The 25,567-nt window shown below is 60.5% G+C and carries 23 protein-coding genes and 1 riboswitch; of the genes, 6 read left to right on the top strand and 17 right to left on the bottom strand.

Going from position 1 to position 25,567, the window contains the following annotated elements; translation table 11 throughout:
* Positions 1–125: 125 nt before the first annotated feature.
* Positions 126–350 carry a hypothetical protein gene (locus ABCS64_RS05255; RefSeq protein WP_418890848.1) on the bottom strand — a complete coding sequence of 75 codons (225 nt, stop codon included), beginning with the start codon at positions 348–350 and terminating at the stop codon, positions 126–128.
* 131 nt (positions 351–481) lie between these two features.
* On the opposite strand from ABCS64_RS05255, the gene ABCS64_RS05260 reads away from it, so the two are divergent.
* Complete coding sequence (locus ABCS64_RS05260) at positions 482–1,369, top strand: LysR family transcriptional regulator (protein ID WP_418890849.1); 888 nt, start codon at positions 482–484, stop codon at positions 1,367–1,369.
* Positions 1,370–1,388: 19 nt separating this feature from the next.
* Here the strand turns inward: ABCS64_RS05260 and ABCS64_RS05265 are convergent, their stop codons facing one another.
* The 15 genes from ABCS64_RS05265 to ABCS64_RS05335 form a co-directional block, all read right to left on the bottom strand.
* Entirely contained in the window at positions 1,389–2,147 is a 759-nt protein-coding gene (locus ABCS64_RS05265) for an ABC transporter permease (protein ID WP_418890850.1), read from the bottom strand.
* A 2-nt stretch (positions 2,148–2,149) separates the two neighbouring features.
* On the bottom strand, positions 2,150–2,896 hold the full coding sequence (locus ABCS64_RS05270; protein WP_418890851.1) for an ABC transporter ATP-binding protein: 747 nt from the start codon (positions 2,894–2,896) through the stop codon (positions 2,150–2,152).
* A complete protein-coding gene (locus ABCS64_RS05275; protein ID WP_418890852.1) occupies positions 2,893–4,113 on the bottom strand; it encodes an adenosylcobinamide amidohydrolase in 1,221 nt (406 codons plus the stop codon). Before ABCS64_RS05275 ends, ABCS64_RS05270 begins: the two co-directional genes overlap by 4 nt.
* Before the next feature lie 49 nt (positions 4,114–4,162).
* A complete protein-coding gene (locus ABCS64_RS05280; RefSeq protein WP_418890853.1) occupies positions 4,163–5,263 on the bottom strand; it encodes a radical SAM protein in 1,101 nt (366 codons plus the stop codon).
* 25 nt (positions 5,264–5,288) lie between these two features.
* On the bottom strand, positions 5,289–6,035 hold the full coding sequence (locus ABCS64_RS05285; protein WP_418890854.1) for an ABC transporter permease: 747 nt from the start codon (positions 6,033–6,035) through the stop codon (positions 5,289–5,291).
* Positions 6,032–6,871 carry an ABC transporter ATP-binding protein gene (locus tag ABCS64_RS05290; RefSeq protein ID WP_418890855.1) on the bottom strand — a complete coding sequence of 280 codons (840 nt, stop codon included), beginning with the start codon at positions 6,869–6,871 and terminating at the stop codon, positions 6,032–6,034. Before ABCS64_RS05290 ends, ABCS64_RS05285 begins: the two co-directional genes overlap by 4 nt.
* 161 nt (positions 6,872–7,032) lie before the next feature.
* Positions 7,033–8,052: a magnesium chelatase ATPase subunit I gene (locus ABCS64_RS05295; RefSeq protein WP_418890856.1), complete on the bottom strand. Its 1,020-nt coding sequence runs from the start codon at positions 8,050–8,052 to the stop codon at positions 7,033–7,035.
* Positions 8,049–10,112, bottom strand: coding sequence for an ATP-binding protein (locus ABCS64_RS05300; protein WP_418890857.1), 2,064 nt, complete (start codon positions 10,110–10,112; stop codon positions 8,049–8,051). Before ABCS64_RS05300 ends, ABCS64_RS05295 begins: the two co-directional genes overlap by 4 nt.
* Positions 10,109–11,302: an ABC transporter ATP-binding protein gene (locus ABCS64_RS05305; RefSeq protein ID WP_418890858.1), complete on the bottom strand. Its 1,194-nt coding sequence runs from the start codon at positions 11,300–11,302 to the stop codon at positions 10,109–10,111. The genes ABCS64_RS05300 and ABCS64_RS05305 overlap by 4 nt, the downstream gene beginning before the upstream one ends.
* Positions 11,299–12,348, bottom strand: coding sequence for a FecCD family ABC transporter permease (locus tag ABCS64_RS05310; RefSeq protein WP_418890859.1), 1,050 nt, complete (start codon positions 12,346–12,348; stop codon positions 11,299–11,301). Before ABCS64_RS05310 ends, ABCS64_RS05305 begins: the two co-directional genes overlap by 4 nt.
* Entirely contained in the window at positions 12,345–13,529 is a 1,185-nt protein-coding gene (locus ABCS64_RS05315; RefSeq protein WP_418890860.1) for an ABC transporter substrate-binding protein, read from the bottom strand. Before ABCS64_RS05315 ends, ABCS64_RS05310 begins: the two co-directional genes overlap by 4 nt.
* Positions 13,530–13,542: 13 nt before the next feature.
* Positions 13,543–14,334 carry a hypothetical protein gene (locus ABCS64_RS05320; protein ID WP_418890861.1) on the bottom strand — a complete coding sequence of 264 codons (792 nt, stop codon included), beginning with the start codon at positions 14,332–14,334 and terminating at the stop codon, positions 13,543–13,545.
* Positions 14,331–15,101, bottom strand: a complete 771-nt coding sequence (locus tag ABCS64_RS05325) for a cytochrome C assembly family protein (protein WP_418890862.1) — start codon at positions 15,099–15,101, stop codon at positions 14,331–14,333. Before ABCS64_RS05325 ends, ABCS64_RS05320 begins: the two co-directional genes overlap by 4 nt.
* Positions 15,101–17,434 (bottom strand): TonB-dependent receptor plug domain-containing protein, encoded by a 2,334-nt coding sequence (locus tag ABCS64_RS05330; RefSeq protein WP_418890863.1) that lies wholly within the window; start codon positions 17,432–17,434, stop codon positions 15,101–15,103. The genes ABCS64_RS05325 and ABCS64_RS05330 overlap by 1 nt, the downstream gene beginning before the upstream one ends.
* 643 nt (positions 17,435–18,077) lie before the next feature.
* Positions 18,078–18,324: riboswitch (cobalamin riboswitch) on the bottom strand.
* 181 nt (positions 18,325–18,505) lie between these two features.
* On the bottom strand, positions 18,506–19,372 hold the full coding sequence (locus ABCS64_RS05335; protein ID WP_418890864.1) for a YicC/YloC family endoribonuclease: 867 nt from the start codon (positions 19,370–19,372) through the stop codon (positions 18,506–18,508).
* A gap of 105 nt (positions 19,373–19,477) precedes the next feature.
* Here ABCS64_RS05335 and ABCS64_RS05340 point away from each other — a divergent pair, with 105 nt between their 5' ends.
* The 5 genes from ABCS64_RS05340 to hemW all read left to right on the top strand — a co-directional run bounded on the left by ABCS64_RS05340 (position 19,478) and on the right by hemW (position 24,129).
* On the top strand, positions 19,478–20,425 hold the full coding sequence (locus ABCS64_RS05340; RefSeq protein ID WP_418890865.1) for a serine/threonine protein kinase: 948 nt from the start codon (positions 19,478–19,480) through the stop codon (positions 20,423–20,425).
* A 6-nt stretch (positions 20,426–20,431) separates the two neighbouring features.
* Entirely contained in the window at positions 20,432–21,349 is a 918-nt protein-coding gene (locus tag ABCS64_RS05345) for a PP2C family protein-serine/threonine phosphatase (protein WP_418890866.1), read from the top strand.
* Between the two features lie 31 nt (positions 21,350–21,380).
* Positions 21,381–22,097 carry a ribonuclease PH gene (gene rph / locus ABCS64_RS05350; RefSeq protein ID WP_418890867.1) on the top strand — a complete coding sequence of 239 codons (717 nt, stop codon included), beginning with the start codon at positions 21,381–21,383 and terminating at the stop codon, positions 22,095–22,097.
* Positions 22,094–22,684, top strand: a complete 591-nt coding sequence (gene rdgB / locus ABCS64_RS05355; protein ID WP_418890868.1) for an RdgB/HAM1 family non-canonical purine NTP pyrophosphatase — start codon at positions 22,094–22,096, stop codon at positions 22,682–22,684. The genes rph and rdgB overlap by 4 nt, the downstream gene beginning before the upstream one ends.
* Before the next feature lie 143 nt (positions 22,685–22,827).
* A complete protein-coding gene (hemW, locus tag ABCS64_RS05360; RefSeq protein WP_418890869.1) occupies positions 22,828–24,129 on the top strand; it encodes a radical SAM family heme chaperone HemW in 1,302 nt (433 codons plus the stop codon).
* A gap of 147 nt (positions 24,130–24,276) precedes the next feature.
* Here hemW and ABCS64_RS05365 read toward each other — a convergent pair whose 3' ends face one another.
* Positions 24,277–25,536 carry an ankyrin repeat domain-containing protein gene (locus ABCS64_RS05365; RefSeq protein ID WP_418890870.1) on the bottom strand — a complete coding sequence of 420 codons (1,260 nt, stop codon included), beginning with the start codon at positions 25,534–25,536 and terminating at the stop codon, positions 24,277–24,279.
* Positions 25,537–25,567: the final 31 nt, after the last annotated feature.

A 25,567-nucleotide genomic window follows, 5' to 3' on the forward strand; every position in this document is an offset into this window, starting at 1 on the left:
CGTGTTAGAAAATAGTATCTATTACTGACTCTTCACTATCGATACAGATTTACAGAAGCCGGGCTTATTGGCTTTATGTTTCATGAAATCAGGCCTGCCCTGACTTGCACATTACACATTAATGATTAATGCGATGTGCGTATCTTCGCCCGGGCGAGGATTTCCTGAGCCTGGCTGGCATATGTAGGATATTCGGCAAGCAGAATCTCGATGGCGTTGTGCATCGCCGCTTCGTGTTTTGCGCGGAATGGTTCCAGGAAGATATCCCAGGCGTCGTAGCGCGCGTAGTCGAGCGCACGGTAGGCGTATCTGAGCTCCTCAAAAACATTGCTTTTTACGTGGGCGTTCATGTTTGATTTCCTTTGAAAAAACGATGGTTTCGACATGTCGTATGCGCAAACGTAGTGTACGTTTCTGATGAATATAAATAAAATATTACTTTTTGATGTTTTGATAATTTATTAATATCCAAATCTTGGCGATGGAACTCAGGCAACTTAGGTATTTCCTGGCGGTCAGCCGGCTGGGTAGTGTGACGCGAGCGGCGGAACAGTGCCATATTGCGCAGCCGGCGATTTCCGTTGCTATCCGCAATCTGGAAGAAGAATTGGGCGTCCAGTTGTTCGAGCGCTATCACAAGCGAATTTCACTGACGCCTGCCGGCGCAGTGCTCCTGCGCCGGGGGGAGGATATTCTCAATCGCGTTGACAGCGCCATCAAGGAAATGGAGGATTTTGCCGATCTGCGACGCGGTGTCATCCGGGTTGGCATTACGCCGATGTTGGGCGCGGTTATTTTTCCTTATGTGCTCAGCAAGTTTCGTGCAGATCATCCAGCGCTGGAGCTTATCGTCGTCGAAGAAGGCGCTTTGACGATCGAATCGCTGCTCGAACAGGGCGAGCTGGATGTCGCGCTGATGTTTGTCCCGGAAACGCCGCCCGAACTGGCGGTATCACCGATCCTGCGTAGCGAGATCCATGTCTGCATGTCGCCGGACAATCCCTTGAGCGAGCGCGAACGCATTGCTTTCCCGAAGCTGAAAGACGAGCCATTCATTCTGTTCAAGGAAAATTTTCTGTCGCGGCGGCTGGTGCTCCAGGAATGCGCCCGGCATCAGATGACGCCAAATATCGTGTTTTCGTCGAACCAGATTGCGACGATCATTAGCTTGATCGAGCGTGGTGTCGGTATCGGCTTTTTACTCGAACACCTGGCGCAGGGCAAACCGAGAATCAAGGCATTGCGTCTGGCCAGACCGTTGTACCTCGAAGCGGGCTTAGTCTGGAATAAAAGCCGTTATCTTTCACAGTCGGCGCAAGCTTTTATCGATGCCATCCGGAGCTATCCGCTCAAGGGCGACATGGCATGAATTGCGCTTGCCGCGGGCGTTATTCGGCGTAGTCGGCTACTGCGCGGACGGCGAGGAAAAGCACGACGCCGGTGATCAACGCCAGCGCGCCCAGCGCCAGGCAGGCTTCAGCGGTAAAGCCGGGCGAACGCAGCGCGATCGTCGCCTGCGTCAGTGGCAACGCACGCAAAGGGTAAGCCAGCCAGATCGGCAGGTTATCGAGCGGAAAAAACGTGCCACAGAAAAATCCCATCGGCGTGATCAGGAAGTTGGCGTAAGCCATGTGCTCCTCGGAGGTCTTTGTCTTAACGCCAACCAGGACGCCCAATGCAGCAAAACACACCATTTCGACGAGTAGCGCCAGCGGAAAAACCGGCGTCAGCATGGGGCGCCAGCCGGCCGCCAGCCCGGTGAGGGCGATCAGCGACGTCGCAATGAGCGCGCGGGCGAGGCCGGCGGCGATGTTGCCGGCGCAGATGGCGAACGGGCTGACCGGCGCCAGAATCACCAGCGCCCAGGTCCGATAATAGAAGCGGGAGAAATTAATGGCGCCGGCGACCCAGGAAAAGGCGTTGCTCATCGCCGTCATGCCGATGAGTCCGGGAATGAGGAACGACAGATAGTCGCTCCCGTCGATGCGTACCTGCCGGCCCAGCCCGAGGCCGAACACAAGCAGATACATCAAGGGAGTGATCAGTGAGGAGAGCGCATAGGTCGGGCGCACAATCCGCAACCGGAAGATCTGCATCTCGCGCAGAAAAATCGCCATTGCGCCGCTCAGGAATGAACGCGATGACATCGTTAACCTCCTGCGTTCAGCGCCAGTACGACATCCTCAAGCTTGTGCTTGGCATGACGCTCGCACAGCGCGGCGGGTGCGCCGCAATCGACGATGCGACCACGCTGCATGAGGGCGACACGGTCGCACAGCGTTTCCGCCTCTTCGACATAATGCGTGGTCAGAATAATCGTGCATCCGCCTTCGCTCGCTTCATGGATGAGTGACCACAGCGCGTGGCGGATGGCGGGGTCAAGGCCGGTCGTTGGCTCGTCGAGCAGCAGAACACGTGGGGCAGAAAGCAGAGCGCGGCCGATAATCAGGCGTCGCCGCATGCCGCCGGAAAACTCTTCCGCCGGCCGGTCGGCGTGCGCTTCCAGCTCCAGACGCCGGAGCATGGCGGCAACGGCCGCGGACGGATTATCCAGACGGTGCAGGCGCGCCTGAAAATCGAGGTTCTGCCGTGCGGTCAATTCCCGGTCGAGATTGTTTTCCTGGAAGACCAGACCGATCTGCTGGCGGACGCGATCGCGATCGCGCAGAACATCGTGGCCACCGATGGAAATGCGCCCGGAATCGGGGCGCTTGAGCGTCGCCAGCAACCCGATCAGCGTGCTTTTCCCGGCGCCGTTCGGGCCGAGCAGGCCGAATGTTTCGCCAGCGCCAATGGTCAGGTCGACGTTGTCGAGCGCTAATTGTGTGCCGTAGCGTTTGCAGATCCGCTCGATCCGGATCATCGTCTCGCGGGTATGTGGGTCGATGGTGCTCATGAGGCGGCGCGATCTGTCGACAAGGCACTGATCTGCGCATCGACTTCCGCCAGCATGGTTTGCTGACGATCCCATTTCTCCGCATAACCGAGGCCCAGCGCCAAGGGCGCGACAAATGCCGGGTCGTCGCGTCCGGAAGCATCGCAACGCTCGGCCAGTGCGTCGTGGAAATGATGCCAGCGATCCGGCCGACCCGAGGCGGCAACGGCGATCTGCGCGCCCTGGCCGATCACCGCCTCGCGCTGGCAGGGCGCGGGCGCTATGCCCCAACCGATCTGGTCGTAGATATGCACCAGCGCAGCCACTGCGAGCACCACCGGCGGATCGCGGTCGAGCAGTTGCGGCGCCAGGCGCAGGCTGGCACGGGCGTCCTCGGAAAGCAGCGGCAACGTCGCCTCGATCAGCGCCTCGCCGGAGAAGCCGAAACGCTCCATCAGCCGCGCGCAGGAACAGCGCTCGGCTGGATGCATTCCGTTCTGGAAGATCAGCGTTTCCTTGATCGCTTGGCGGACGGCCTTGCCGATCAGCTCGCCGGCACTCGTGTGGTGTCCGGCGCCGCGCAGCGGGCAGGCACGTCCGTTGCGCGGGACGCAGACGGCAATTTGGTCGGTGCCGGTGCCGGTCGCCAGGCTGGGCGAATAGCGTGAAGGCACCGACAGCTCTTGCAAAGCCGCCGTCTTGGCTTCCGTCGCCGTCATCACGGCGCGCACCAGGGCGCCGTCGAGCATTGGCTGGTTGAGCGCAATCATGACATTGATGGTTCCGTGTGCAGGCGGCTGCTCGCGCGTAATCGGCTCGTAACGTCCGTCAAACTCGTAGCCGGACGCCGGATCACCAGCGCGTGCAGCGTTACCCTCGACGCCGCCGGTCGCCACCGCTAGCACGGCGATGTCGCGATACGTTTCCAACATAACGGCAAGGTTGCTCATGTTGGCGGCGGTGCCCAGTTGTGCGGCGCGCAGGCCGCCCAGGCCATTGCGTTCGAGCAGTGCGGCGGCATACAGATCGGGCCGGTCGAGCACGGCGCGCGAGGGATGGCGGGACAACGGCCCGGCCGGCTCGCAGGATTGGTGGTTATAGACGAGATCGAGATCGTCCATGATGCCGCCATTGTCCAGGCCTGTCGAAATCACGCGGTGCGGCGTGCGGAAGCGCAGCGCGACAAACTTGTCATTGCGGTGCAGTTCGATGGCATCGAAATAGGTATTTAACAGCATGCTCCGTTTTCCTTTGTGTTCGGGTGACATTGTTCCCGTGCGTCGCCATTCAGGACGTGTGGGCGGGCCGGTTCTCGATGGGGATGACGCGCCGACCCGTCGTGCCAATCGTGCTTGTCGTTGACGCGGTAAATTTCGATTGACGGCTGACGGCTAGGCGCATCAGGCAGTCGAGCTTGCCGGCGCGTGGCGAGAGTAGCGCGAGTGAGGGGCAACGGCCGCGACAGCCGGTGGCCGCGCAACTGCCGCAGGCCGAGGTATCGGCGGGCAAACCGAGACGCAGGCGGGCGTAATCCGGCGCCGCCGCTGTGCCGCAATCATACTCCGGACGACCGACCAGCGATGCGCATGGGTATAGCGCGCCGTCGGCGGTCAGTGCGGCGCCCAGGCCGAATTCGCTTGGGCAGTAGCCAGCGCCACCCCCACAGTCGGCAGCCGCCAGTTCGCGCAGCCGAATCGGCGTGCGACGATGGCGATTGACCCAGGCCAGCCGCTCGGAGAGTGCGAGAAACGCGTTCCGCAGCGCCGCCGGCGCGGCGAGGTCTTCTTCGCGGGCGCGCCCGGCCAGCCGCAGAATATCCAGACCCAATGAACGCGCCTGGCTAAATCCGGCAAGCAGCAGGCCAAGATCGGGCAAAGCGTCGACATTGTCGCGGCTGACCACCGCCGTCACGCCAAAGGGAATGCCGGCGGCTTCCAGGCGCGCCAGCCCGCGCAGCACATCGGCGCTGCGCCCGCGCACACGCTCATTGATGGCCGGTGGCCCATCAAGGCTGACGCCAACCCCCAGCCGGTAGCGCTTGACGAGGGCGATAAAGCGTTCGTCGATGGCAAGGCCGTTAGTCTGTACGCTGATGCGGGCGCTGCCCAGACGATGCGCCTGTTCGACGATCGCTTCGACGATATCGGGGACGAGTAACGGCTCGCCACCGGCAATCTGGATTTCGGTACCGGCATTCATACCAAGATTGCTTGCGGCCGTGGCAAAAACTTCCGGATCGAGATCGATTTCATGCACATCGCCGGCGCTCATGTAGCAGTAACGGCAACGCAACTGGCAACGCGTCGTCGCCCAGACGACGAGGAGCTTCAGCCCCCTTACGTTTTGGAGTACGTCAGCGGCGGATGTTTTTGCAAGGTGCGCGGACATGGCGTTTGCGGGCCTCACTGCCGCCTCAGTCGCGTGCCTGGCCGACCGAGCGCAAGGCCAGAAAAAAGAGCAGCGCACCGGCGCTGGCAAGAATCATGAAATCCATCGGTTCGGGCGGCAGGCCAAGCGCATCGGCATGAATCGCATGTGATGCGTGCGTCAGCGGCAGCAGGGAAAGCAGGGTTTGCGCCCACTCGGGCAGGCGGTCGAGCGGAAACAGGGTACCGCCGAGAAAAGACATCGGCGTAATGATGAAAGACGACACCATCGACTGATCCGCGTGTGACCTGACGAGCATCGCCAGCAGGACACCGAGCGAGGCAAAAACCCAGGCATTGAGCGCCGCCGCAAGCAGGAAATACGGACCGATATGTAGCCGAACGGAAAAGGCCAGTCCCATCAGCAAAATGACCGCAACGCCCAGCGCGGCGCGCGTCATGCCGGAGAGCGCCTCGCCCAGCACGTGCGCCGCGTTGGAAATCGGCGCCGCCTGGAATTCCTCGAAGACGTGCAGATAAAAACGGGCGATGTTGATTTCGGTGGCGATGCCGTAACTCTGCGTCATGCAGGTCATGGCGATGAGGCCGGGCAGGAGGAATTCGAGGTAAGAATGGCCGGCGAGCGGCGCGCTCCCACCCATCGCCGTTCCAAAGGCGACGAGGTACAGGAAAGGGAGCACCATCATTGACGCCAGATGGTGGAAAAAACGATGCTTCAGGATCAGCATCTCGCGCAGATAGACTGCGCCAGTTCCCCGCAGCCCGGTCTTCATGGCGTTACGCCCTTGCCTGTCATGCGCAGGAACGCATCTTCCAGATTGACGCGGCGCAGGTTGACAGAACCGGTCTGTCGGGCGACCGCCTGCCGGGCACTGTCATGGTCGGGAAAGTATTCAGTCTCGATTCCCCCCTCGACGATACGGTCGAGCGCCCATTCGCCGATCCGTGCCATCAGGGCGTGCGGCGTATCGAGTGCACGCAGCCTGCCTGCGTCAAGGAAAGCGACGCGGTTGGCAAGAAATTCGGCTTCCTCGATATAGTGCGTGGTCAGGAAGATCGTCGTTCCCTCGGCCTGGATCGTTTTGATCAGCCCCCACAGTCGCCGCCGCACTTCGGCGTCGAGTCCCGCCGTCGGCTCATCAAGAAAGAGGATGCGCGGTCGGTGCATCAGCGCCCGGGCAATCATCAGCCGGCGCTTCATCCCTCCCGACAGCGTACCGACGCGCTGATCGCGGCGATCGGCCAGATCGACGGTCGCCAGCAGCGTTTCGGCGCGCTGTCGGCGGTCGGCAGCCCCCATGCCAAACAGCCGGCCATGGATATCCAGGTTTTCGGCCAGGCTGAGGTCGTTGTCAACATTGACGTGCTGGACGACCAGTCCGCATTGCCGTTTGGCCGCCAGCGGCTCGCTTTCGATATCGAAACCGCTGAGCCTCGCCTTACCGCCTGAAGCGCGCGCCAAACCGCTGAGAATGCGGATGGTGGTCGATTTCCCGGCGCCATTCGGTCCAAGATAGGCGAACAGTTCGCCGGGGCGAACGTGCAGGCTGACGCCGGCCAGCGCCTCGCGCGTGCCGTAGCGTTTCTGCAGATTCTCCAGGATGATCACACGCAGGCCCTTGCTTAAGCTGGGTAGCAACAAGCACCGTAGCACGATGAATACGATAACGGATTATGGAAGGCGCGCGGATTGTGTCCGGCGCTGTGTCGCCGTGTTGCCCTTCCGCATTTGCGTTGCTTCATGCCTGCCCCTATCTTGCACGCGGCTACTCAGGAGAACGAGCTGCCGCTGATGTCCTCGAACGGCTTGCGACGAATGCGATGCGCCAAAGCCAGCGCAGCAGCGCCGTCGACGTCCTGCTCCGTCACCTGCTCTCGCCCTTCCCAGGCGGCAAGCGCCTTGGCCGCCTTGAGCATGATGATATCGCTGCGATGGCCATCGACGCCGAGTTTCAGCGAGCGCTCGGCAATGGCGTAAAGAATGGCGTCGTCGGCCTGCACGCGCGGATAACGCGCAATCGCCGCGGCGATCGCCGTGCGCATCTTTTCAGTTTCATCTGCCCAGCGTGCGGCAAAGGCTTCCGGATCGTCCTCAAAAGCCGCGCGGCGCTTGACGACTTCGACGCGCTGCGCCGGATCATTCAGCCCTTCGACGTGCACGCACAGGCCAAAGCGGTCGAGTAATTGCGGGCGCAACTCGCCCTCCTCCGGATTCATCGTGCCAATCAGCGTAAACCGCGCCGGATGCGAAAGGCTCACGCCTTCGCGCTCTATGGTATTGACGCCCATCGCCGCCGAGTCGAGCAGTACGTCGACGACATGATCGTCGAGTAAATTGACTTCGTCCATGTAGAGGATGCCGCGGTGTGCGGCGGCCAGCAGTCCCGGTTCGATTGTCCGCCGCCCTTCCTTGAGCGCCGTTTCCAGATTGATCGTGCCGATGACGCGATCCTCGGTGGCCGAAACCGGCAGTTCGACGACGCGTACTTTGCGCCGCCGTACCGGCAGCGTCTCGCCGGCCTGGTAACGGGCATAGACCTCCGGCGCCATAGCGCGCGGATCGTGCGGATCGCTCTGAAAAGGATCACCGTCGACCACGTCGATTTCCGGCAGCAGTTCGGCAAGTGCGCGCACGGCCGTGGATTTGGCCGTGCCCTTCTCACCACGGATGAGCACCCCGGAAAGCCCGGGATTGATGACGTTGAGGATCAGGCTCTTCTTGAGGGCTTCCTGGCCGACAATGGCGACGAAGGGATACAAGGTTTTATGGACAGGTTCCGTGTTACTCACGCGCGATGCTCCTTTGCAATGGAAACAAGATCTTCGGCGCGAAGATCCTCGACTTTGAAATACGAGGCGCCCAGCACGCCGGCCAGTTGCCGGGCAAGTTCCAGGCGCACGACGCCTGGCGCTTCGGTGTCAACGACGACGAATTGTGTGGTCTCAAACCGTTCATGCAGCGCCAGCGCAATGCGTAGCGCCTCGTCACGCGGCACCCCCTCGCCCAGCGCGGCATTGGCGCGACCGTCGGTCATCACGATGACGAGCGGCATGATGTTCGGTTCCTTGCGCAATACCCGACGCAGGACACCGGCAGCCTCGGCCAATCCGGCGGCAAGCGGCGTGCGGCCGCCGATTGGCAGATCGGCCAGCAGGCGCGCGGCGCGTTCGACCGAATTGGTCGGTGGCAGCACAACCTCGGCAGTACGGCCGCGAAAGATGACCATGGCCACCTTGTCGCGCTTCTGATAGGCGTCGAGCAGCAGGCTCATGATCGCCGCCTTGGTTTCGACCATGCGGCGCTGCGCGCCCATCGAGCCGGAACCGTCGACGACGAAAAGCAAGAAGTTGCCGATCCGCCGCTCGCGGATTTTTTCGCGGATATCATCCATTTCGACCAGCACAGCCATGCCCTGTCCTTGGCCATCGGCGCTTGCCCGACGTGCTTTCTGGTACGGCGCGGCGGCGCGCAGAGTGGCGTCGAGCGCCAGGTCGTTGCGCCCCTGGCGGCGCGCGGTGCTCTTGATGTAACGCCCCTGCTTGCTGGCCGAACGTGTCCGCGAACGGCGCCCCGAGCCGGTGCGCAGGATCTGATCCTTCACGGCCCGGCGAATCTGGCGCACGGAAAAGGTTTGGCCGACTTCCTGCACCTCGTCAGACGAATCGTCAGCGCCAGCATCCTGCGCCGCTTTACCGTCATCCGGGGCATCGGGTGGCGCATCAGACGGCGGAGAGGTTTCCGCCGACGTATCCCCGTCCGGCGGCGGCGAGGCTTCCTCAGGCGGCGCTTCTTCCGGGCTTTGCTCGCCCTGTGTATCTGCGTTCTGTTCTTCCTGGTTTTCCTCTTCCGGCTGCGCCTCTGTTTCCGGAGGCGGCGGGGGTGGCGGAGGCGGCATGTCCGGTGCGCCGGCGCGCATGCGATGCAGCAGCGCCATCGGCGCCACTTTCAGAATATCGTCGGCATTGACGTCGCTGCGCCCTTCCCAGGCAGCAAAGGCACAGGCGGCACGGGCAATCACGATGTCGGCGCGGTGACCGGCCACATGGTTGCGCGTGCAGATTTCAGCGATAAAGCCCATGAGATGCCGGGCAATGGCGACTTCGGCCAAACGCTCGCGCGCATCGGCAATACGCTGCCCAAGCCTACTTTCCGCTTCTTTGTAGGCAGCGCGGAAAGCCTCCGAATCGGCGTCAAAGGCCTCGCGCCTTTTCAACAGCTCGACACGCAAGGCCGCATCGTGCTCACCGACAATGGACACGGCCAGGCCGAAACGATCGAGCAATTGCGGCCGCAGTTCGCCTTCCTCGGGATTCATGGTGCCCACCAGAATGAAACGTGCAGGATGGCGCAGGCTTTGCCCTTCACGCTCCACAATGTTTTCACCACTTTCGGCAGCGTCGAGGATGCTGTCGACGAGGTGATCGTCGAGCAGATTGACTTCGTCAATGTAAAGAACGCCTTCGTGCGCGCGCGCCAGGATGCCGGGCTGGAAACGCACCGCACCGTCGCGGATCGCTCCCTCGAAATCGATCGAACCGATCACCATGTCCTCGGTTGCACCCAGCGGAAAATCAACGAAGGCGGGTAAATTGCCGTCGGCACGCGCCGGCAGAAGTTCACGCAGCCCACGCGCCGCCGTTGATTTGGCTGTGCCCTTTTCTCCGCGCACGACGACACCGCCGATCGCCGGATTGACGGCATTGAGCAGCAATGCGAGTTTCATCTCCTCCTGCGCAAGAATGGCCGAGAAGGGGTAGCCACACCGCGCAGGCGCAGAAAAGGCCGCCGTTTTGCTCAAGGCGTTGTTCCAGGAATCGTCCTTTTCCGACTTAATCAACAAGGCAGTCATTGACTGGCCTGCCGCGGAAAGGGGGGTAAGCGGTCAATCGCGGCCAACAGCTCGGACAACGTGATGCCGCCTTTCTCTGCGCCGCCGGCGACCCGGAAGACGGGCAAGCCACTGGCGGCAGCTCGCTGACGCAGTGCCTCGGCCCCCGCATCGCGCACACCGCTGTCGACGATGAAATCGCATGCAGTTAGCGCCTGCGCCGCTTCCTCCAGCGACGAACCGTTGCCATTGGCCGGCAGTTCGTCCGACTCGGCGCGAACATAGGTCTTTGCGCCAAGCGCGGCGGCAACAAACGCATCCAGATCGCCGTCACGCAGCAAGCCGGTTTCGATCGCCAGCCCTTTCTTGCTCAGCAGGCGAAATACGGGTGCGGCGCGGCCACGGCCGGCGATCACGAAAACCCGGCCAGCCTTGCCATCGCCCCGGAATTCGATGCTACCGAGATGGCGGTTGAAGTCGGCATCGCCAAAACCGTAAAGTTCGGCGACTGTTTCGCCGGTCAGCACCGTCTCGGGCAGGCCGTAATCGCGGATGCCACCATTCTGGACGAGCAACACACGGTCGGAAACCTTGGCGGCGACATCGATGTCGTGCAGCGAAGCGAGCACGGTCAGGCCGTGCGAACGGCACAGCGAACGCAGGATGCCCATGACTTCGATGCGATGCTTGAGATCCAGATGGGCGGTCGGCTCATCGAGCAGCATCAGCTTCGGTTCCTGCGCCAGCGCGCGGGCAAGCACGACTTTTTGCCGTTCGCCGTCGCTTAACTGTTCTACCAGACGACCAGACAGTCCGCTGGCGGTCACCGCAGCCAGCGAACGCTCGACGATTTCGGCGTCGTGCACCGATAGACGGCCCATCATGCCAGTATGTGGATAACGACCCAGAGCGACGAATTCATCGACCGAGAGCAGCGGCGGTTTGGCGTTGTCGGTCAGGCAGACGGCGACCAGCCGGGCAAGCTCCAAAGCGGATAGCGTGTTGAGGTCGCGTCCGAGCACTTCGACCCGCCCGGCCAGCGGCTTCAGATGACGGGACAAGGTACGCAGCAGCGTTGTCTTGCCGGCGCCGTTAGGGCCGAGCAAGGCGATGAACTGCCCGCTCCCAAAATCGAGATTGACTTCACGCAGCACCGGCGCGCGGTAGCCGACAGACAGTCCCTCGCTATGCAAGATACTTTCGCCGCTCACGATTTCATCCCCCTTTTCAGCAGCAGATAGATGACGATCGGCGCGCCAAAGAAAGCGGTGATCGCGGACAGCGGCAATTCGACCGGCGAGAGCCACATGCGCGCGATCAGGTCGCACAGGCTGGTGACGAGCGCGCCGAGCAGACAGGCGCCGGGCACCAGCAGGCGATTGTCGGACGTACCCAGACTCAGCCGCGCCATGTGCGGCACGGCCAGGCCAATGAAGGCAACCGGGCCGGCCATCGCCGTCACCAGGGCAGCCAACGAGGAGGAGAGGAAAAGCAGCAGCAGGCGGCAGCGGCGGATATTGACGCCCATCGACGCGGCGTAGTCCTCACCGAGCAGCAGCGCGTTGAGCGGCTTGCTCATCAAATAGGCGCCGACCAGCATGGCGCCGCCGAAGATGAACATGACCCAGACTTCAACCCATTTCATGCCCGAAAAGCTGCCCATCTGCCAGAGCACGAACCCTTTGATGCTTTCCTTCTCGGCGAGTGCCGTAAGAATCGAAGTAAAGGCACCGCACAGATAACCCATCATCAGGCCGGCGATCAGAAGCGTCACACCACTGCGCACACGCACGGCAATGGCAACGATGATCGCTGTGACGGCATAGGCGCCAATGCACGCAGCAAGCGTATTGAGATAAGGCGCGAAACCGGAAAAACCCAGCCCGATGCTGGTCAGCATGACAATCGAAACCATCACCGTCGAGCCGGAGGAAATGCCGAGAATAAAAGGCCCGACGATCGGATTGCGGAAATAAACCTGGAGCAGCAGGCCGGACACCGCCAGAAAAGCGCCGCCCAGCGCTGCCGAAAGCGTACGCGGCAGGCGAATGTTCCAGACGATGTAGTGGATATCGCCGCTTGCGCCCGGGTGCAGCAAGGCATTCAGCAGCTCACTCGTCGGGTAGGAAATCGAGCCGATACGCAGATTAAGGATCATGAACACGACAAGCAGAACCGCGAGGACGGCAAATACGCCGGTACGGCGGCTGGAGGAGGCAAGCAGTGGCGAATGCGCAGCCGAAAGGGGCGCACTCATGATTCGGCTCCCCTAACCTGGCGGGCTTTTTCGGATGTACGCTGCGTTTCCCCCGGGCTGGCATCATTTTTCGGATCCGTATCCGGCAGTTCGACGAAAAATTGCATCTTGTGCTGCGGGAAGGCCTGAGGATGCAGGATCGCCGAAATATCGACAAGAATCTGGTCGAGCCGGTCGGAGGATTGTATGTACAGCGGCAACGGTGCATAAACATGCCCTTCCGGTCCCAGCGGGCGAATCTGCGCAATCAGCGGGTTATAGCGCGCCAGCGCCGCCTTCGAGGTCGCGCCGCGGTCGGGCGTGCGGTAGGTGAAGTAAAGATCGGCGTCCTTGCCGCTGTGGATGAAGCGCTCGGTGGAAATTTCGATGCATGAAGTGCCGTAGATGTCGTTGAACAGATAATCGCTCTGCGCCAGGCCGATCAGTTCGGCAACCCAGGCGTTGCCCGGCTCGACCAGGACACGTTTCTCATAAATGTCGCCCCACATCACCTTGGGCTGAGGCATCCCCTTGGTACGCTCGCGGATATCCTGCAAAGCGGCTGCAACCTTGGCGTAATAGGCCTGCCCTTCCGCTTCGCGCCCAAAAAACGGTGCGATGAATTCGACGAAACGCATATGCGTGTTGAGGCAGCTGGCGACCGGCGTCGTCGTCACCACGGCGGGGATGCCCAGGCTGTCGAGCATCGGGATGATCGACGGATCCCAGGTCATCACCAGATCAGGGCGCTGCGCCTTGATACGCTCGAAATCGACGTTTGTGCTTTGCCCCACATAGGCGATGCGACCGGCCTTGAATCCCTGCCGGACGTCGTCGCGCTGCCATTTTTCCAGCGGATCGGTGACGCCGACGAGCGTATCGGCAACGCCGAGCGCTGCCAGGATGCCGACTTCAAACGCCCGATAGGCGACGACACGTTGTACCGGCACCTCGACAACGCTGCTTGGAGAAAAACCCTCCGGCGCCTTACCGCCGCGCGGAATCAGCGCCAATTTGCGGCCGGCGCCATCAAGCACCTCGGTATAGCCCTCCTTTTTCGTCACCGAAAATTGGCCGACGTTCATAAACGACTGCTTTGGCGCCGCATCGCCAGCTTCGTCCTGGCAGCCGCCAAGCCCTACCAGCACAGCGGCAATGACCAGGCCGGTAAACCATTTATAAAATCCAAATCTTTCCATCATGTATTTTCTGCTCCTATTTACTAAATTTACGGCCGAATACATACAGTCCGAGGCCAAGCACAAAGACCGCCATGCCAAAACGGTAGATAACGGCCGAAGGATCGCGCCGCACTGTCAGATTGATATACGAACGTCCCATACCGCCGCCCGGCCGTCGTGGCTGAAACTCGCTCAGGTAAATACCGTATCCCGCGACCCGCAGCGGCGCGTTGAAATTAAGCACAGCCAGATATTCATGACCGCCGTCGTTGACCGTCAGCTGGGCGTTCGGCCGAATGACATAACCATCAAAGGAGTCGACCCGTTTGCTGCGCAGGATTTCCGGCTTGAAATCAATAAAACGCAGCGTAACGCGACCGTTTTCCAGGCGAAGCATCTGGCCCGGACGCAGCGCATGCCCGGTATCGCTGGTAGCGAACAGATAACTGCACAAATAGCCGCCAAGAATGATCAGCACGGCGTAATGCATCAAGTGCGGCGCAAAATGGAAAGGCAGCTCGCGCACTGGATAGCGGCGCGCCAAAATCTGGAACACGCGTTCGGTCGTACAGACAAAGGTATTGATCGACAATGTGCCCAGCAGAATGATCATGGCGAAAAACCAGGCGGCATGCCTGGGGTTGGCAACGCCATAGGTGTTAATCCAGCGGGACAGGCCCAGATTGCTCATCGGCACAAACAGTTCCAGGTTATTGCGCAGAGAAAAATACCCCAGTCCCAGATTCGCGGTCAGCAGAAAACAGACGATCACGGTAATGCGGATATTGCCCAGTGCGCGCCAACAGCGAAGAAGCAGCGCGCTCATGCCCACCCCACGATCAGCAGCGGGTTACGGAAAGGTCCCATATCCGGTCCGCCATTCAGCACGATGACCAGCAAGGTACCGAACACGCATGCTGCGGCGCGTGCACGACGGTTCCAAACACCGCCGAGATGCATATGCATAACGCCGACGTAGAACAGCCACGTGGCGATGGCGGTCAGTGTCGAGGCATCTTCCCAGACCATTGGCACTCCCCAGCCAGAATACGACCAGACCTCGCCCGAAAACAGCGAAAGCGTCCAACAACCGAAACCCCAGATCATCCAGTAGAACATGCGCCGCATGATGCCCTCGTAGCCAAGCAGCACCGCACATCCCCAGCCTGCGGCAACGAACAGGCAGGCGCGGCCGAGCGAACCAAAGATGAGCACGCCATGCGCGTAAAGCGAAGTCGTTTTGATGATCGGCAGATAGAAATCTTTGGGGAAACACAGGCCGATCAAAACGATGAGACAAGCGCACGCGATCAGCCAGCGACGTACAACGGCCGCAACCTCTGGACGGCTGCCGCGCAGCGACAGCGCACCGAAGACGACGAGCAGCGGCGGATAAAGAATGCTGCCGGAAAACATCGGCGTCATCGGCCAGGTCATCCAGTAACGCATACCGGCATAGACGAAGCCGGCAATCGCCGCACTCCACCATAACGGCGCGGTCAATCGCCTTGCCTGACTAGGCAGGCATGAAGCAAGCAGTGCCAGTATCAGCAAAATCGCTTCGGCGGCCAGTATTTGCCGGCTCAATATCATCAGAAGCTTGCCTCCATTTCCACGTAAGCATTACGTCCCGGCATCCGGTAAAACTCGTAATATTCTTTGTCGAACAGGTTGTTGATGCCGGCGGAGAGCTTCAGATACTTGTCGAAGGCATAGCTGACGCGCAGGTTGGTCAGCCAGTATTTACTGGTACCGCCATAGACGTTCTTGACGACATCGCTGTTATCTTCATTGGAGAACTGCAGGCCGGTATACGTCGTACTCAGGTTGGCGCGCCAGTTTTGCCACTTGGCGTCGAGCGCGAAACTGGCCAGATCGCGCGGCACGTAACGCAGTTTCTTGCCTTCCAGACCGGAACCGCTTTCGTCCTTGGTGATTCGCGTATCGGTTCGACTATAGCTGGCCGAGGCACGCAGCCATTTCGTCAGCGGGATTTCGCCGCTCAGCTCCAGACCGCGCACATAGGCTTCTCCTGTATTGGTTGGTGTGACGAGTGTCGTGATGGTCGGGTGCGTCCCGGTATAAGGGCTGATCTTGTTGTAGATCATGTCCTTCATTCGTTGCTCATAATAAGCGGCTTTCAGGAACCCCTCATTGGGCAAAGCCTTCTCGATGCCGAGATCCCAGGAGAGCGAGCGCTCCGGCTTGACGTTGGGGTTGGCGACGATCAAACGGAACTGGCCGCTCTGGTTCGGCGTTGCGTATAGATTGTAGTTGCTTGGCGCGTTGAAGCCGCTGCCCACCGAGCCGCGCACGGTCAAGGTATCCGTCCAGCGATAAACAGCAGCGAATTTTGGCGAGAAGGCCGAGTGCGTGCGCGCTGGTGAATCGAAGACACCGGTGGGCGAGCCGACGTATTTTTTCGCCACGCCGTGTGTCGTCCAGCGGTCGTAACGCCCGCCGAGGTAGAGCGTCAGCGCATCGTTGAGGAAGAACTGGTCTTGCAGGAAAAGCGCGTGGTTCGTGCTCGTACCCGAGGATTCTTCATTGACCCGCGTGCGCGAACCTTCCGGGTCGCGCCAGCGGGAGAGCTGGTAGACCTTGCGGTCGAGCGTGCCGCGCGTGAGCGCGTAGCCGCCGATCAGATAGTGTTTTTCGCTGATCGCCGTGCCCAGCTGCACCGAACCGTCGAGCGTGGTGTTTGGCGTCGTGGTGACGCGCCCTGGCCCATGGCGGAAGCTTGCGCCCGTGTCTGAAGCGACGTAATAGTTGTCACGGTCGAAATAACCGAGATTGACCTTGAGGTCGTATTTTTCTCCCAGTTTGCCGTCGTAGCCGACGATATAGCGGCTTTCCTTGCGCAGGTTCGGGTTGCTCGTATCCCAGAAGCTGGTTGGCCGCACCGTACCGAGCCGATCGCCGTTGATCGAGACATTGTTGGCCGGCAGATTGAGCGGTTGGCCGTTACGCGTCAGGTAATTGTGGAAATCGTTGAAGCCAACATACGACTTCCGGTGCGCAAAGCTGGCAAAGAAACGGGACTTTGCGTCCAGCGCATAGTACAGCTTGGCGTTGACATAGGCGGCGTGCGAAGGCGTTGCGCCGCGATCGCCGACTTCATAGGCGGGCCGGCCCGTCGTTGTCGTCGTGCGCTTGCCACCCTGTACGGCGTTGCGGCCGTTGCCCGCGCCGGTGACTTGCAGAATGACCGGATTGTTCGCGGCAAAGCCGGCCATGTCCTCGTAGCCGGCAGCCAGGATGACAGCCAGGCCATTCTCCCAGCGGTTGCGGTAACTCGCCTCGGCGATGTTTCGCTCGGCATCGTTGAAGCCGCGCAGATATCTCAGGCGATATTCTTCCTTGGTCGGCATCTTGGTCAGGACATTGATCACGCCGCCAACCGCTTCACTGCCGTAGAGCGCCGATGAGGCGCCGGGCACGACCTCGATCCGGTCGATCTCGCTGACGTTGATATTCATCAGGCTGCTCAATGATCCGGCGTTACCGTCGCTCAGGCTGATGCCGTCGAGCATGACACGCACGCCGCCCGGCCCGCGCAGGCTGAGAATCGGCCCGCCGTTGATGCGCGTCGAGGTGCCCAGGCTGCCGCGCATGTACAGGCTCGGCACCTTGGCCGTCAGCGCGTCGCCGACGCGCACGGCGCCAGTGGCTTCGATGGTGTCGCGGTTGACGACGGATACGTTGGCCGGCGCCTCCAGCGTGTTTTGCTCAATTCTCGACGCCGATACGACGACCGTCCCCAATGAGCTTTCCTTTTCTTCAGCGTGTACGCCTGTACCGATCAATGCCAACGCAACGGCAATGGCGTTCGGAAACAACAGGCGCCAAGGACGTTGTCGATCGTTTTTTCGATGCGGCTCTTCGAGCAAAATATTGAAAACTTTGGATAAATAATATGCGGTCATGTTCTGCCTCCCTATCATTTCTCTGTCAATATGTCTGCTTGTTTCATCCTGATGTAAATCGTGTCCAAAATTTATTGGCGCAATCTCGCCGACGGTTGCTTGCGATACGGGTGAGTTCTCCTTGCGCTGCGCTTGTTTCGGCAGCGGCAAGGTTTTACAGCACCGTAGGGCTTCACCGTATCGCTAATGACCAGGCAATCAGGCTTTCCTTGCCGGCCTGGCTGCGTTTGGACGTACGTTTTTGTACGTGCGCCTGGGCGCGTTCCTGGATGGGGGAAACTGATCTGCGCGAACTACAAGTGCAAGCGTCCGGCTGACGCGATCACAAGAGGTGCGGGCAGCGTTTTTTCGGGATGTGGCGTTGGGAATCGGATTCGGAAAGGCTCGTGCGCTCGCCGGTGCTTTCTGTCCGTCGATGCCCTGGTTTCTTCGAGGCTTCTTCGAGATTTTATCGATCAGGAGGATCGATAAGCGTGTTAAGGGCAATCGACAAGGCGGTACTGAAAAACCCATGCGTCCCTGAGCAGAGGCTTCATGCATGTGCTTGTCAGTTCAATCTGCCCCGACGCTACGCCGGAACAGATGGCAATTTAAAAGCTTTCAGCGCTTTCCGTCAGAACCTTTCCCCTCACCCCGAGGATTGGCACTGCGCCTGCTTCAGGCCGGTCTTCTGGCTCGCCTTCTTCCTCCACCAACGCCTTCCCATGCGCCTTTCCGCGCACAGTGGCTTCTTGTCGGTTTCGTCTGGCTTACAGCAGCGGGGGGCTGCACCGGCTTGTCTGTCCATATCATTCAATCCTTTCGGATGTTGAATCGTGATATGGGCACCGGTTTCCCGTTTCACCTTCTCCCTCTCATGGGAGCGAGGCACCTGAATGCAGCCCGAATCATAAGCTGAAATCACCCTTCATTCAAGAAGGTTGGAGGCTTTCTGGCAGCAATGCGGCGCACTGAAGGCAAGCCTCATTTGCGCTCATTGGTCGAATGCCATCAGATTGATTTTGTCTGATCAATGCGTTATCGGATTTCTTCACCATAGTGCGGTTCATAGCGCACAGTGACCCGATTTTATTACTCCAAATTCTGCACTTGTTCCCGCATCTGCTCGATCAGCAGCTTCAGTTCCATCGCTGTCTGCGATACGACGCTGGTCACGGACTTGGAACCAAGCGTGTTGGCTTCGCGGTTGAGTTCCTGCATCAGGAAATCAAGGCGCTTTCCGCAGGCACCGCCGGTTTGCAGCACGCGCTCCACCTCGTCGAGATGGGTGCTCAGGCGCGCCAGTTCCTCGGCCACGTCGATACGCACGGCAAAAACAGCGACTTCCTGACGAATCCGCTCATCATCGACGCTGCCGAGCGCCTCAAGCAGCCGTTGTTTCAGTTTTTCCTGAAAAGCGGCCTGGGCTGCCGGAATTGACGGCGTCACTTCCTCGATCAAAGCACGCATACGGGTTACGCGCTCAAGAATCACGGCGGCGAGCTTTTCGCCCTCGCGCGCACGGCTGGCGATAAAATCCTCCAGCGCCGCGCCCGCCAGCTCCAGGCAACGTGCTGACAGGACTTCGGCGTCAGGCGTTTGCTCGTCCAGCATCCCCGGCCACTGCAACAGATCGTTGACGGAAAAAGCGTGTGCCCATGGCATTCTGCGGCGAACCTGTGCCTCCAGATCCCGCAGGCGGCACAGCAGTTCCAGGTTCAAGGCCGGCGCCGAACCGGCCGCGCCAGCTGCCGACAGGCTGATGCGGCATTCCACCTTGCCGCGCGAAAGCCGCGCGCTGAACAGTTCGCGCAATACCAGTTCGCTGGCGCGCAGTTCGTCGCAGACGCGAAACTGAAAGTCCAGATAGCGCGAATTGACACTTTTGAGTTCCAGATGCAGGACGCCTTGCCCGACATCGAGCGTTCTGGCGGCATAGCCGGTCATGCTGAAGATCATATTTCCCCTGAAGCGAAGAAAATTCCGAAAATCCCTGCGCAAACTTTACAGCTATCACGCAAAGCCTGAAAATGCCAAACGTTTTGAATGATAGCTGCGATTTCGATGGCTCAACAAGCAAATCACCCGCTTCCTGCCGGATTTCAGCTCGATGAATACCGCATCGAGCGTCAGTTGTCGCTGGGCGGATTTTCCATCGTTTATCTGGCTACCGGCGCTAATGGCGAATCCGTCGCCATCAAGGAATATCTGCCGAACAGCCTGGCGCTCCGCCCGCCGGGAGAAATCAAGCCGATCATCGACGAAACGAACATGCCGGCGTTCCGTTACGGCATGAAATGTTTTTTTGAGGAAGGGCGGACATTGGCGCGGCTTTCCCACCCCAATATCATTCGCGTCCTGAATTTTTTCCGCGCCAACGATACCGTCTACATGGTCATGGAATATGAGCACGGCAGTACCTTGCAGGAATTCATCCAGAAAAACCCCGCGCTCATCACCGAGAACTTCATCCGCAACGTGTTCACCAAGCTGCTCAACGGTCTGCGCGAGGTGCATTCAAACAAGCTGCTGCATCTGGACATCAAACCGTCGAACATTTACATGCGCAACGACTATGCGCCGGTACTCATCGATTTTGGCGCGGCACGGCAGACGCTGATTGGCGAGGCGCACATGCTCAAGCCGATGTATACGCCGGGTTTCGCCTCGCCGGAACTTTACGGCCAACGGGATACGCTCGGCCCCTGGAGCGATCTTTACAGCATCGGCGCATGCATGTATGCCTGCCTGACCAAAAAAGCCCCGCAGGCCGCTGACAGCCGGATCAAGGCAGATCAGTTAATCCCGGCGGTTTCGCTGCGCGTGGGTCATTTTTCACGGCACTTGCTGGAAACCATCGACTGGTGCCTGCATCTGGACCCTCTGGGCCGCCCGCAGAGCGCTTTTACATTGCAAAAATCGCTGACGAGCGGTGTGGCGCAGCCGCGAACTGCGGGAAAATCATGGCTTGCCCACATGGCGCAGCGCATCAAAAGAACAGTACAAAGGTAAAAGCCCGTGAAGTTCACCATTTATCAGGACAGTCGTCTGGGAAAACGGCGCAATAATGAAGACCGGCTGGCGCATTGCTATTCACGCGATGCCCTGCTGATGGTCATCGCCGACGGTATGGGCGGCCACTACTACGGTGAGGTTGCCGCGCAGATCGCCGTACAGACGCTGATCGAGAGCTTCCAGCGCCAGGCCGGCCCGATGCTCGACAACCCGTTCCTGTTTCTGCAACAGTCGATTCTCAACGGACATTACGCCATCAGCGATTTTTCCGAACAGCATCGTCTTGAGGATTCGCCGCGCACGACCTGCGTTGCCTGCATCGTTCAGAACAACGTTGCTTACTGGGCGCACGCTGGCGACTCACGCCTTTACCTGATACGCGACGGCCGTGTACTGACCCATACCCGCGATCATTCCCGCGTACAGCTTTTGCTCGACCAGGGCGTCATCAATGAGGCGCAGGCCGCCGTTCATCCCGAACGCAACCGCGTCTATAGCTGCCTGGGCGGTCCCAGACTGCCGGAAATTGAGTTTTCGCACAAAACGCCGCTGGAGGAAGGCGACGTGCTGGTACTTTGTACCGACGGCATCTGGAACGCCGTTTCCGACGAGGCGCTGGCCAAGGCGCTTTATTCGGACAATCTGATCCACACCGCATCCGCCTTGCTCGACGATATAGATGAACACAGCGGCAGCAACGCCGACAATTTTTCGATCATTGCCGTGCGCTGGGAAGATGCTTACATCGAAGCGCCCGACAGTCTGTTTTCCATCTCCACGCAGAGTATGCCTATCGACAGTATCACCACCGCACTCGACGCTTTTGGGCACAGCACCAGCTACAAAAGCGAACTGAGCGAAGAGGAAATTGAACAGGCAATTGAAGAAATCCGCCACGCCATCCAGAAATACGCCAAATAACCTCACCGATTACCCACGCCAAGGAACTGCCATGCGCCCCAGCCAACGACAGCCCAATGAACTGCGCCCGATCCGCATTACCCGCCACTACACCCGCCACGCCGAAGGCGCCGTTCTCATTGAAATGGGTGACACGCGCGTGCTCTGCACCGCCAGCGTCGAAGCTAGCGTCCCCACCTTTTTGCGCGGGAAAGAACAAGGCTGGGTCACGGCGGAATACGGCATGCTGCCCCGTTCGACGCATACGCGCACGGCACGCGAGGCGGCCAAAGGGAAGCAGAGCGGGCGCACGCAGGAAATCCAGCGGTTGATCGGCCGCTCCCTGCGCGCCGTTACCGACCTCAAAGCATTGGGCGAACGGCAGATCACGCTCGATTGCGATGTCCTGCAAGCCGACGGCGGCACGCGCTGCGCCGCGATCACGGGCGCCTGGATTGCCCTGCACGATGCGTGCACCGGGCTCGTCGCCCGCGGCGAACTAGCCGCCAGCCCGCTGCTCGATCACGTTGCCGCGGTATCCGTCGGCATTTATCGGGGAACGCCCGTACTCGACCTCGATTACCCGGAAGACTCGGCCTGCGACACCGACATGAACGTTGTCATGACCGGCCGCTGCGGCCTTGTCGAAATCCAGGGAACGGCCGAAGGCGAACCGTTCACCCGCGCGCAAATGCTGCAACTGCTCGACCTGGCCGAAACTGGCATCAAGACGCTGATCACCCATCAGAAAACGGCGGTGGCCGCATGAAGCTCGTCGTCGCTTCCAGCAATCCCGGCAAGCTGCGCGAATTTGGCCAACTCCTCTCGCCACTCGGCTGGGAAATCGTCCCGCAAAAGGAACTGGGCGTTCCCGAATGTCCCGAACCGCACTGCACCTTCGTCGAAAATGCGCTGGCCAAGGCGCGCCACGCCGCCCGCCATACCGGCCTGCCCGCGCTGGCTGACGATTCCGGCCTCTGCGTCGAAGCGCTCGGCGGTGCACCGGGCGTACACTCGGCCCGCTACGCGGGAGAACCCAAATCCGACGCCCGCAACAACGAAAAACTCATCGCCGACCTGGCCGCACATGCCGACAAACGCGGTCATTACGTCTGCGCTCTTGTCTTCCTCCGGCAGGCCGACGACCCGCAGCCGATCATTGCCGAAGGCGAATGGCACGGGGAAATCATCGACACGCCGCGCGGCGCTGGCGGCTTTGGTTACGACCCCTACTTCCTGCTACCGGATCTTGGCCAAACGGCGGCCGAGCTGGACGCCGCAGAAAAGAACCGCCGTTCGCACCGCGGCCTGGCGCTGCAGCAACTGATCGAACGCCTGCGCGCCCGTCAGGCATGAGCGCGCCGAACGGCGCGGCATCGCACCCCCAGGCGCCAACACAGGTTCCCTTGCCGGCCTCTCTCCCCGCGCCTTTGCGGCCGCTTCTTCCGCCCCCCCAGCCCCACCAACCCCTCCACTCTCTCCCGCCGCTTTCCCTTTATGTGCACATTCCCTGGTGCGTACGCAAATGCCCGTACTGCGACTTCAACTCGCACGGCCAGCGCCAACCGCTGCCGGAAGCGGATTACGTTGCAGCGCTGACGGCCGATCTTGATGCCGCCTTGCCGGACATTGCGGGACGGGAGATCGTCAGCATCTTCTTCGGCGGCGGCACCCCCAGCCTCTTTTCCGGGCACGCCATCGACGCCATACTCACCGCCATCCGTGCCCGCTTGCCGCTGGGGCGGGATGCCGAAATCACCCTGGAAGCCAACCCCGGCACCGCAGAAGCGGAGAAATTCGCCGCTTTCCGCGCCGCCGGCATCAACCGGCTTTCACTCGGCATCCAGAGCTTCAATCCGGCGCATCTGCAAGCGCTGGGTCGCATTCACGACGACGGCGAAGCCCGCCGCGCCATCGAGATCGCTTTGCGCCATTTCGACGCCATCAACCTCGACCTGATGTACGGCCTGCCGCAGCAGACGCTCGACCAGGCGCTTGCCGATCTCGGGCAGGCAATGCGCTACGCGCCCGCGCACCTTTCCTGCTACCAGCTTGCCATCGAACCGAACACCGCGTTTGCTGCCCGGCCGCCCGCGCTCGACGCTGATCTGGCCGCCGATATGCAGGAAGCCATCGAAAAGCGGCTCGCCGCAGCCGGCTACCTGCATTATGAAACGTCGGCTTTTGCCCTGCCCGGCCGGTCATGCCGGCACAACCTCAACTACTGGACGTTCGGCGACTATCTCGGCATTGGCGCAGGAGCGCACAGCAAGCTGACGCAGTTGCCCAATACCTGCACCGATACGACTTCCAGCCAGTCTTCGCCATTCGATGCGCCTGCCGGCGCCTCTTTATCCGCAGGTGTGCAGCAAAACCCGTTCAGAATCTTCCGCCAGGTGCGCTGGGCACAACCCGGACGCTACATAGTACAAGCCGCCGCGGGTCATGCCTGCCAGGAAATATGGGGCGTCGACGATAGCGAGTTGCCCGGCGAATTCATGATGAACGCGCTGCGCCTCAACCAGGGGTTCGATGCGGCGCTGTTTAGCCAGCGCACCGGACTGCCGCTCACCTGCATCGAAACACCGCTGCAACAGGCCGTGGCCGAAGGCCTGATTGAATGGCGCGCCGCCCCGACGCTTTCAGATGTAAACGCCCCGGCCACACAAACTCGACCCGACAGTCCGCCTGCCCCGGCAGCCCAGGCCAAACCAGACCAGGCGGGCATTTCCAGCCTCATTGTGCCCACCACGCTCGGCCAGCGCTTCCTCAATCGTCTTCTGGCGCTGTTTTTGCCCTGAATGGGACTTTTGCCATCGGCGCTACTCAGCGAGTGCCAGTCAGCCTGAGGCTTTACGGCATTGCTTTGCCCTGCCGCATCCGGCATGGACGCACGCATCCAGCCTGTATACCTGCTCGTTTTGGACAGGCCATCCGTTTTGCCGACGCTATTTTTTCCGTTTTGTCCGTTCGATCAGTTGATCCAGGCGCCGACGCAAATCATCCGCCGGTTTGCCTTGCGCCTCGGCCAGATTAATCTGGCGCATCAGGTCAGCCATCTGATCGAAAGTCGATTGCGCACGCTGCGTTTGTGACACGGCAGCGGACTGCGACGGGCGTGTCGCCGCCTTGTTCGTGGCGCCCTTACTTGCGCCTCCTTTATTCGCGGCTCCTTTATCTGCAGCTCCTTTATCCGCCGCACCCGGTTTTTTCGGCGTCGCAGACGCCGGAGCGGGTTCCTCCGCGTCGCCCGCCCGGAAAAAGACGAACCGCGCCTGTTCTTCCCCCGGTTGATTGCGTTTGGCGGTGATGACCACCGAATCCATTTCCTCCTGCTGCTGTGGCGGCGTATCACGGTTGCTGACGATCGTCGTCCCTGGGCGCAAGGCCATCACTTTTTGAATCAATTCGACGCGCATTGCATCTACCGGCTGGCCTTTGGCTTGCGCTTCCCGGATATTGCGCAGCAGCGTCTGGATTTCATTGGGCAGCGCCGCCGAACGCGGCGCATCGCCGAAGCTTTCTTTAGGCGCTTTGATGGCGGCGGCAAACTCTTCCGGCGAAGAAACCATCTTGCCGATCTTGTAATGCTCGTTGCGCATGGCGAAGGCAAGTGCGTTATCCCCCCAGTCATTCCGCGCCCGCGTATCCGCGCCGGCGTCGATCAGCATTTTCGCCAGATCGTCATGCCCTTCGCGCGCAGCCATCATCAGCGGCGTCGAATAGTTGGGCGAACGGGCATTGATATTCGCCCCCTGGGAAATCAGGTATTTGCTCAGTTCGCTGTGTCCGTTAAAAACCGAGTAATGCAGGGCACTCCAATAGTTACCGTCGCGATTGATCGTTGCGCCGTGTGCAAGCAGCCACTTGACGGCCTCAAGATGATTGTTCCACGCGGCCAGTTGCAGCGGCTGCTCGCCGTGACGGTTGGAACGCCGCGGATTGGCGCCGCGTTCAACGAACAGTGCCATCATCGGGACATGCCCATACCAGGCGGCGATCATCAACCCCGTGCCGATTTCCTTGCCCTGAAATTCCGGGTTCAACCCTTCGTCGAGCCAGGCACGCACCTGCTTGATATCATTGCGCTCAACTGCCCAGGCGAATTCGGCCGCATCGGGCAAGGCGGCATATGCCGTGCGGCATATCAACAACACAAAAAACAACACGCAGCGCGTCAGCCGCCCCCATACAACCGTCCCGCACATTTTTTGTCCTTCCACCCGTCCCGCTTCTGCT

The organism is Dentiradicibacter hellwigii (genome assembly GCF_041770905.1).
In the GTDB taxonomy this organism is placed as follows: Bacteria; Pseudomonadota; Gammaproteobacteria; order Burkholderiales; family Rhodocyclaceae; genus Propionivibrio; species Propionivibrio hellwigii.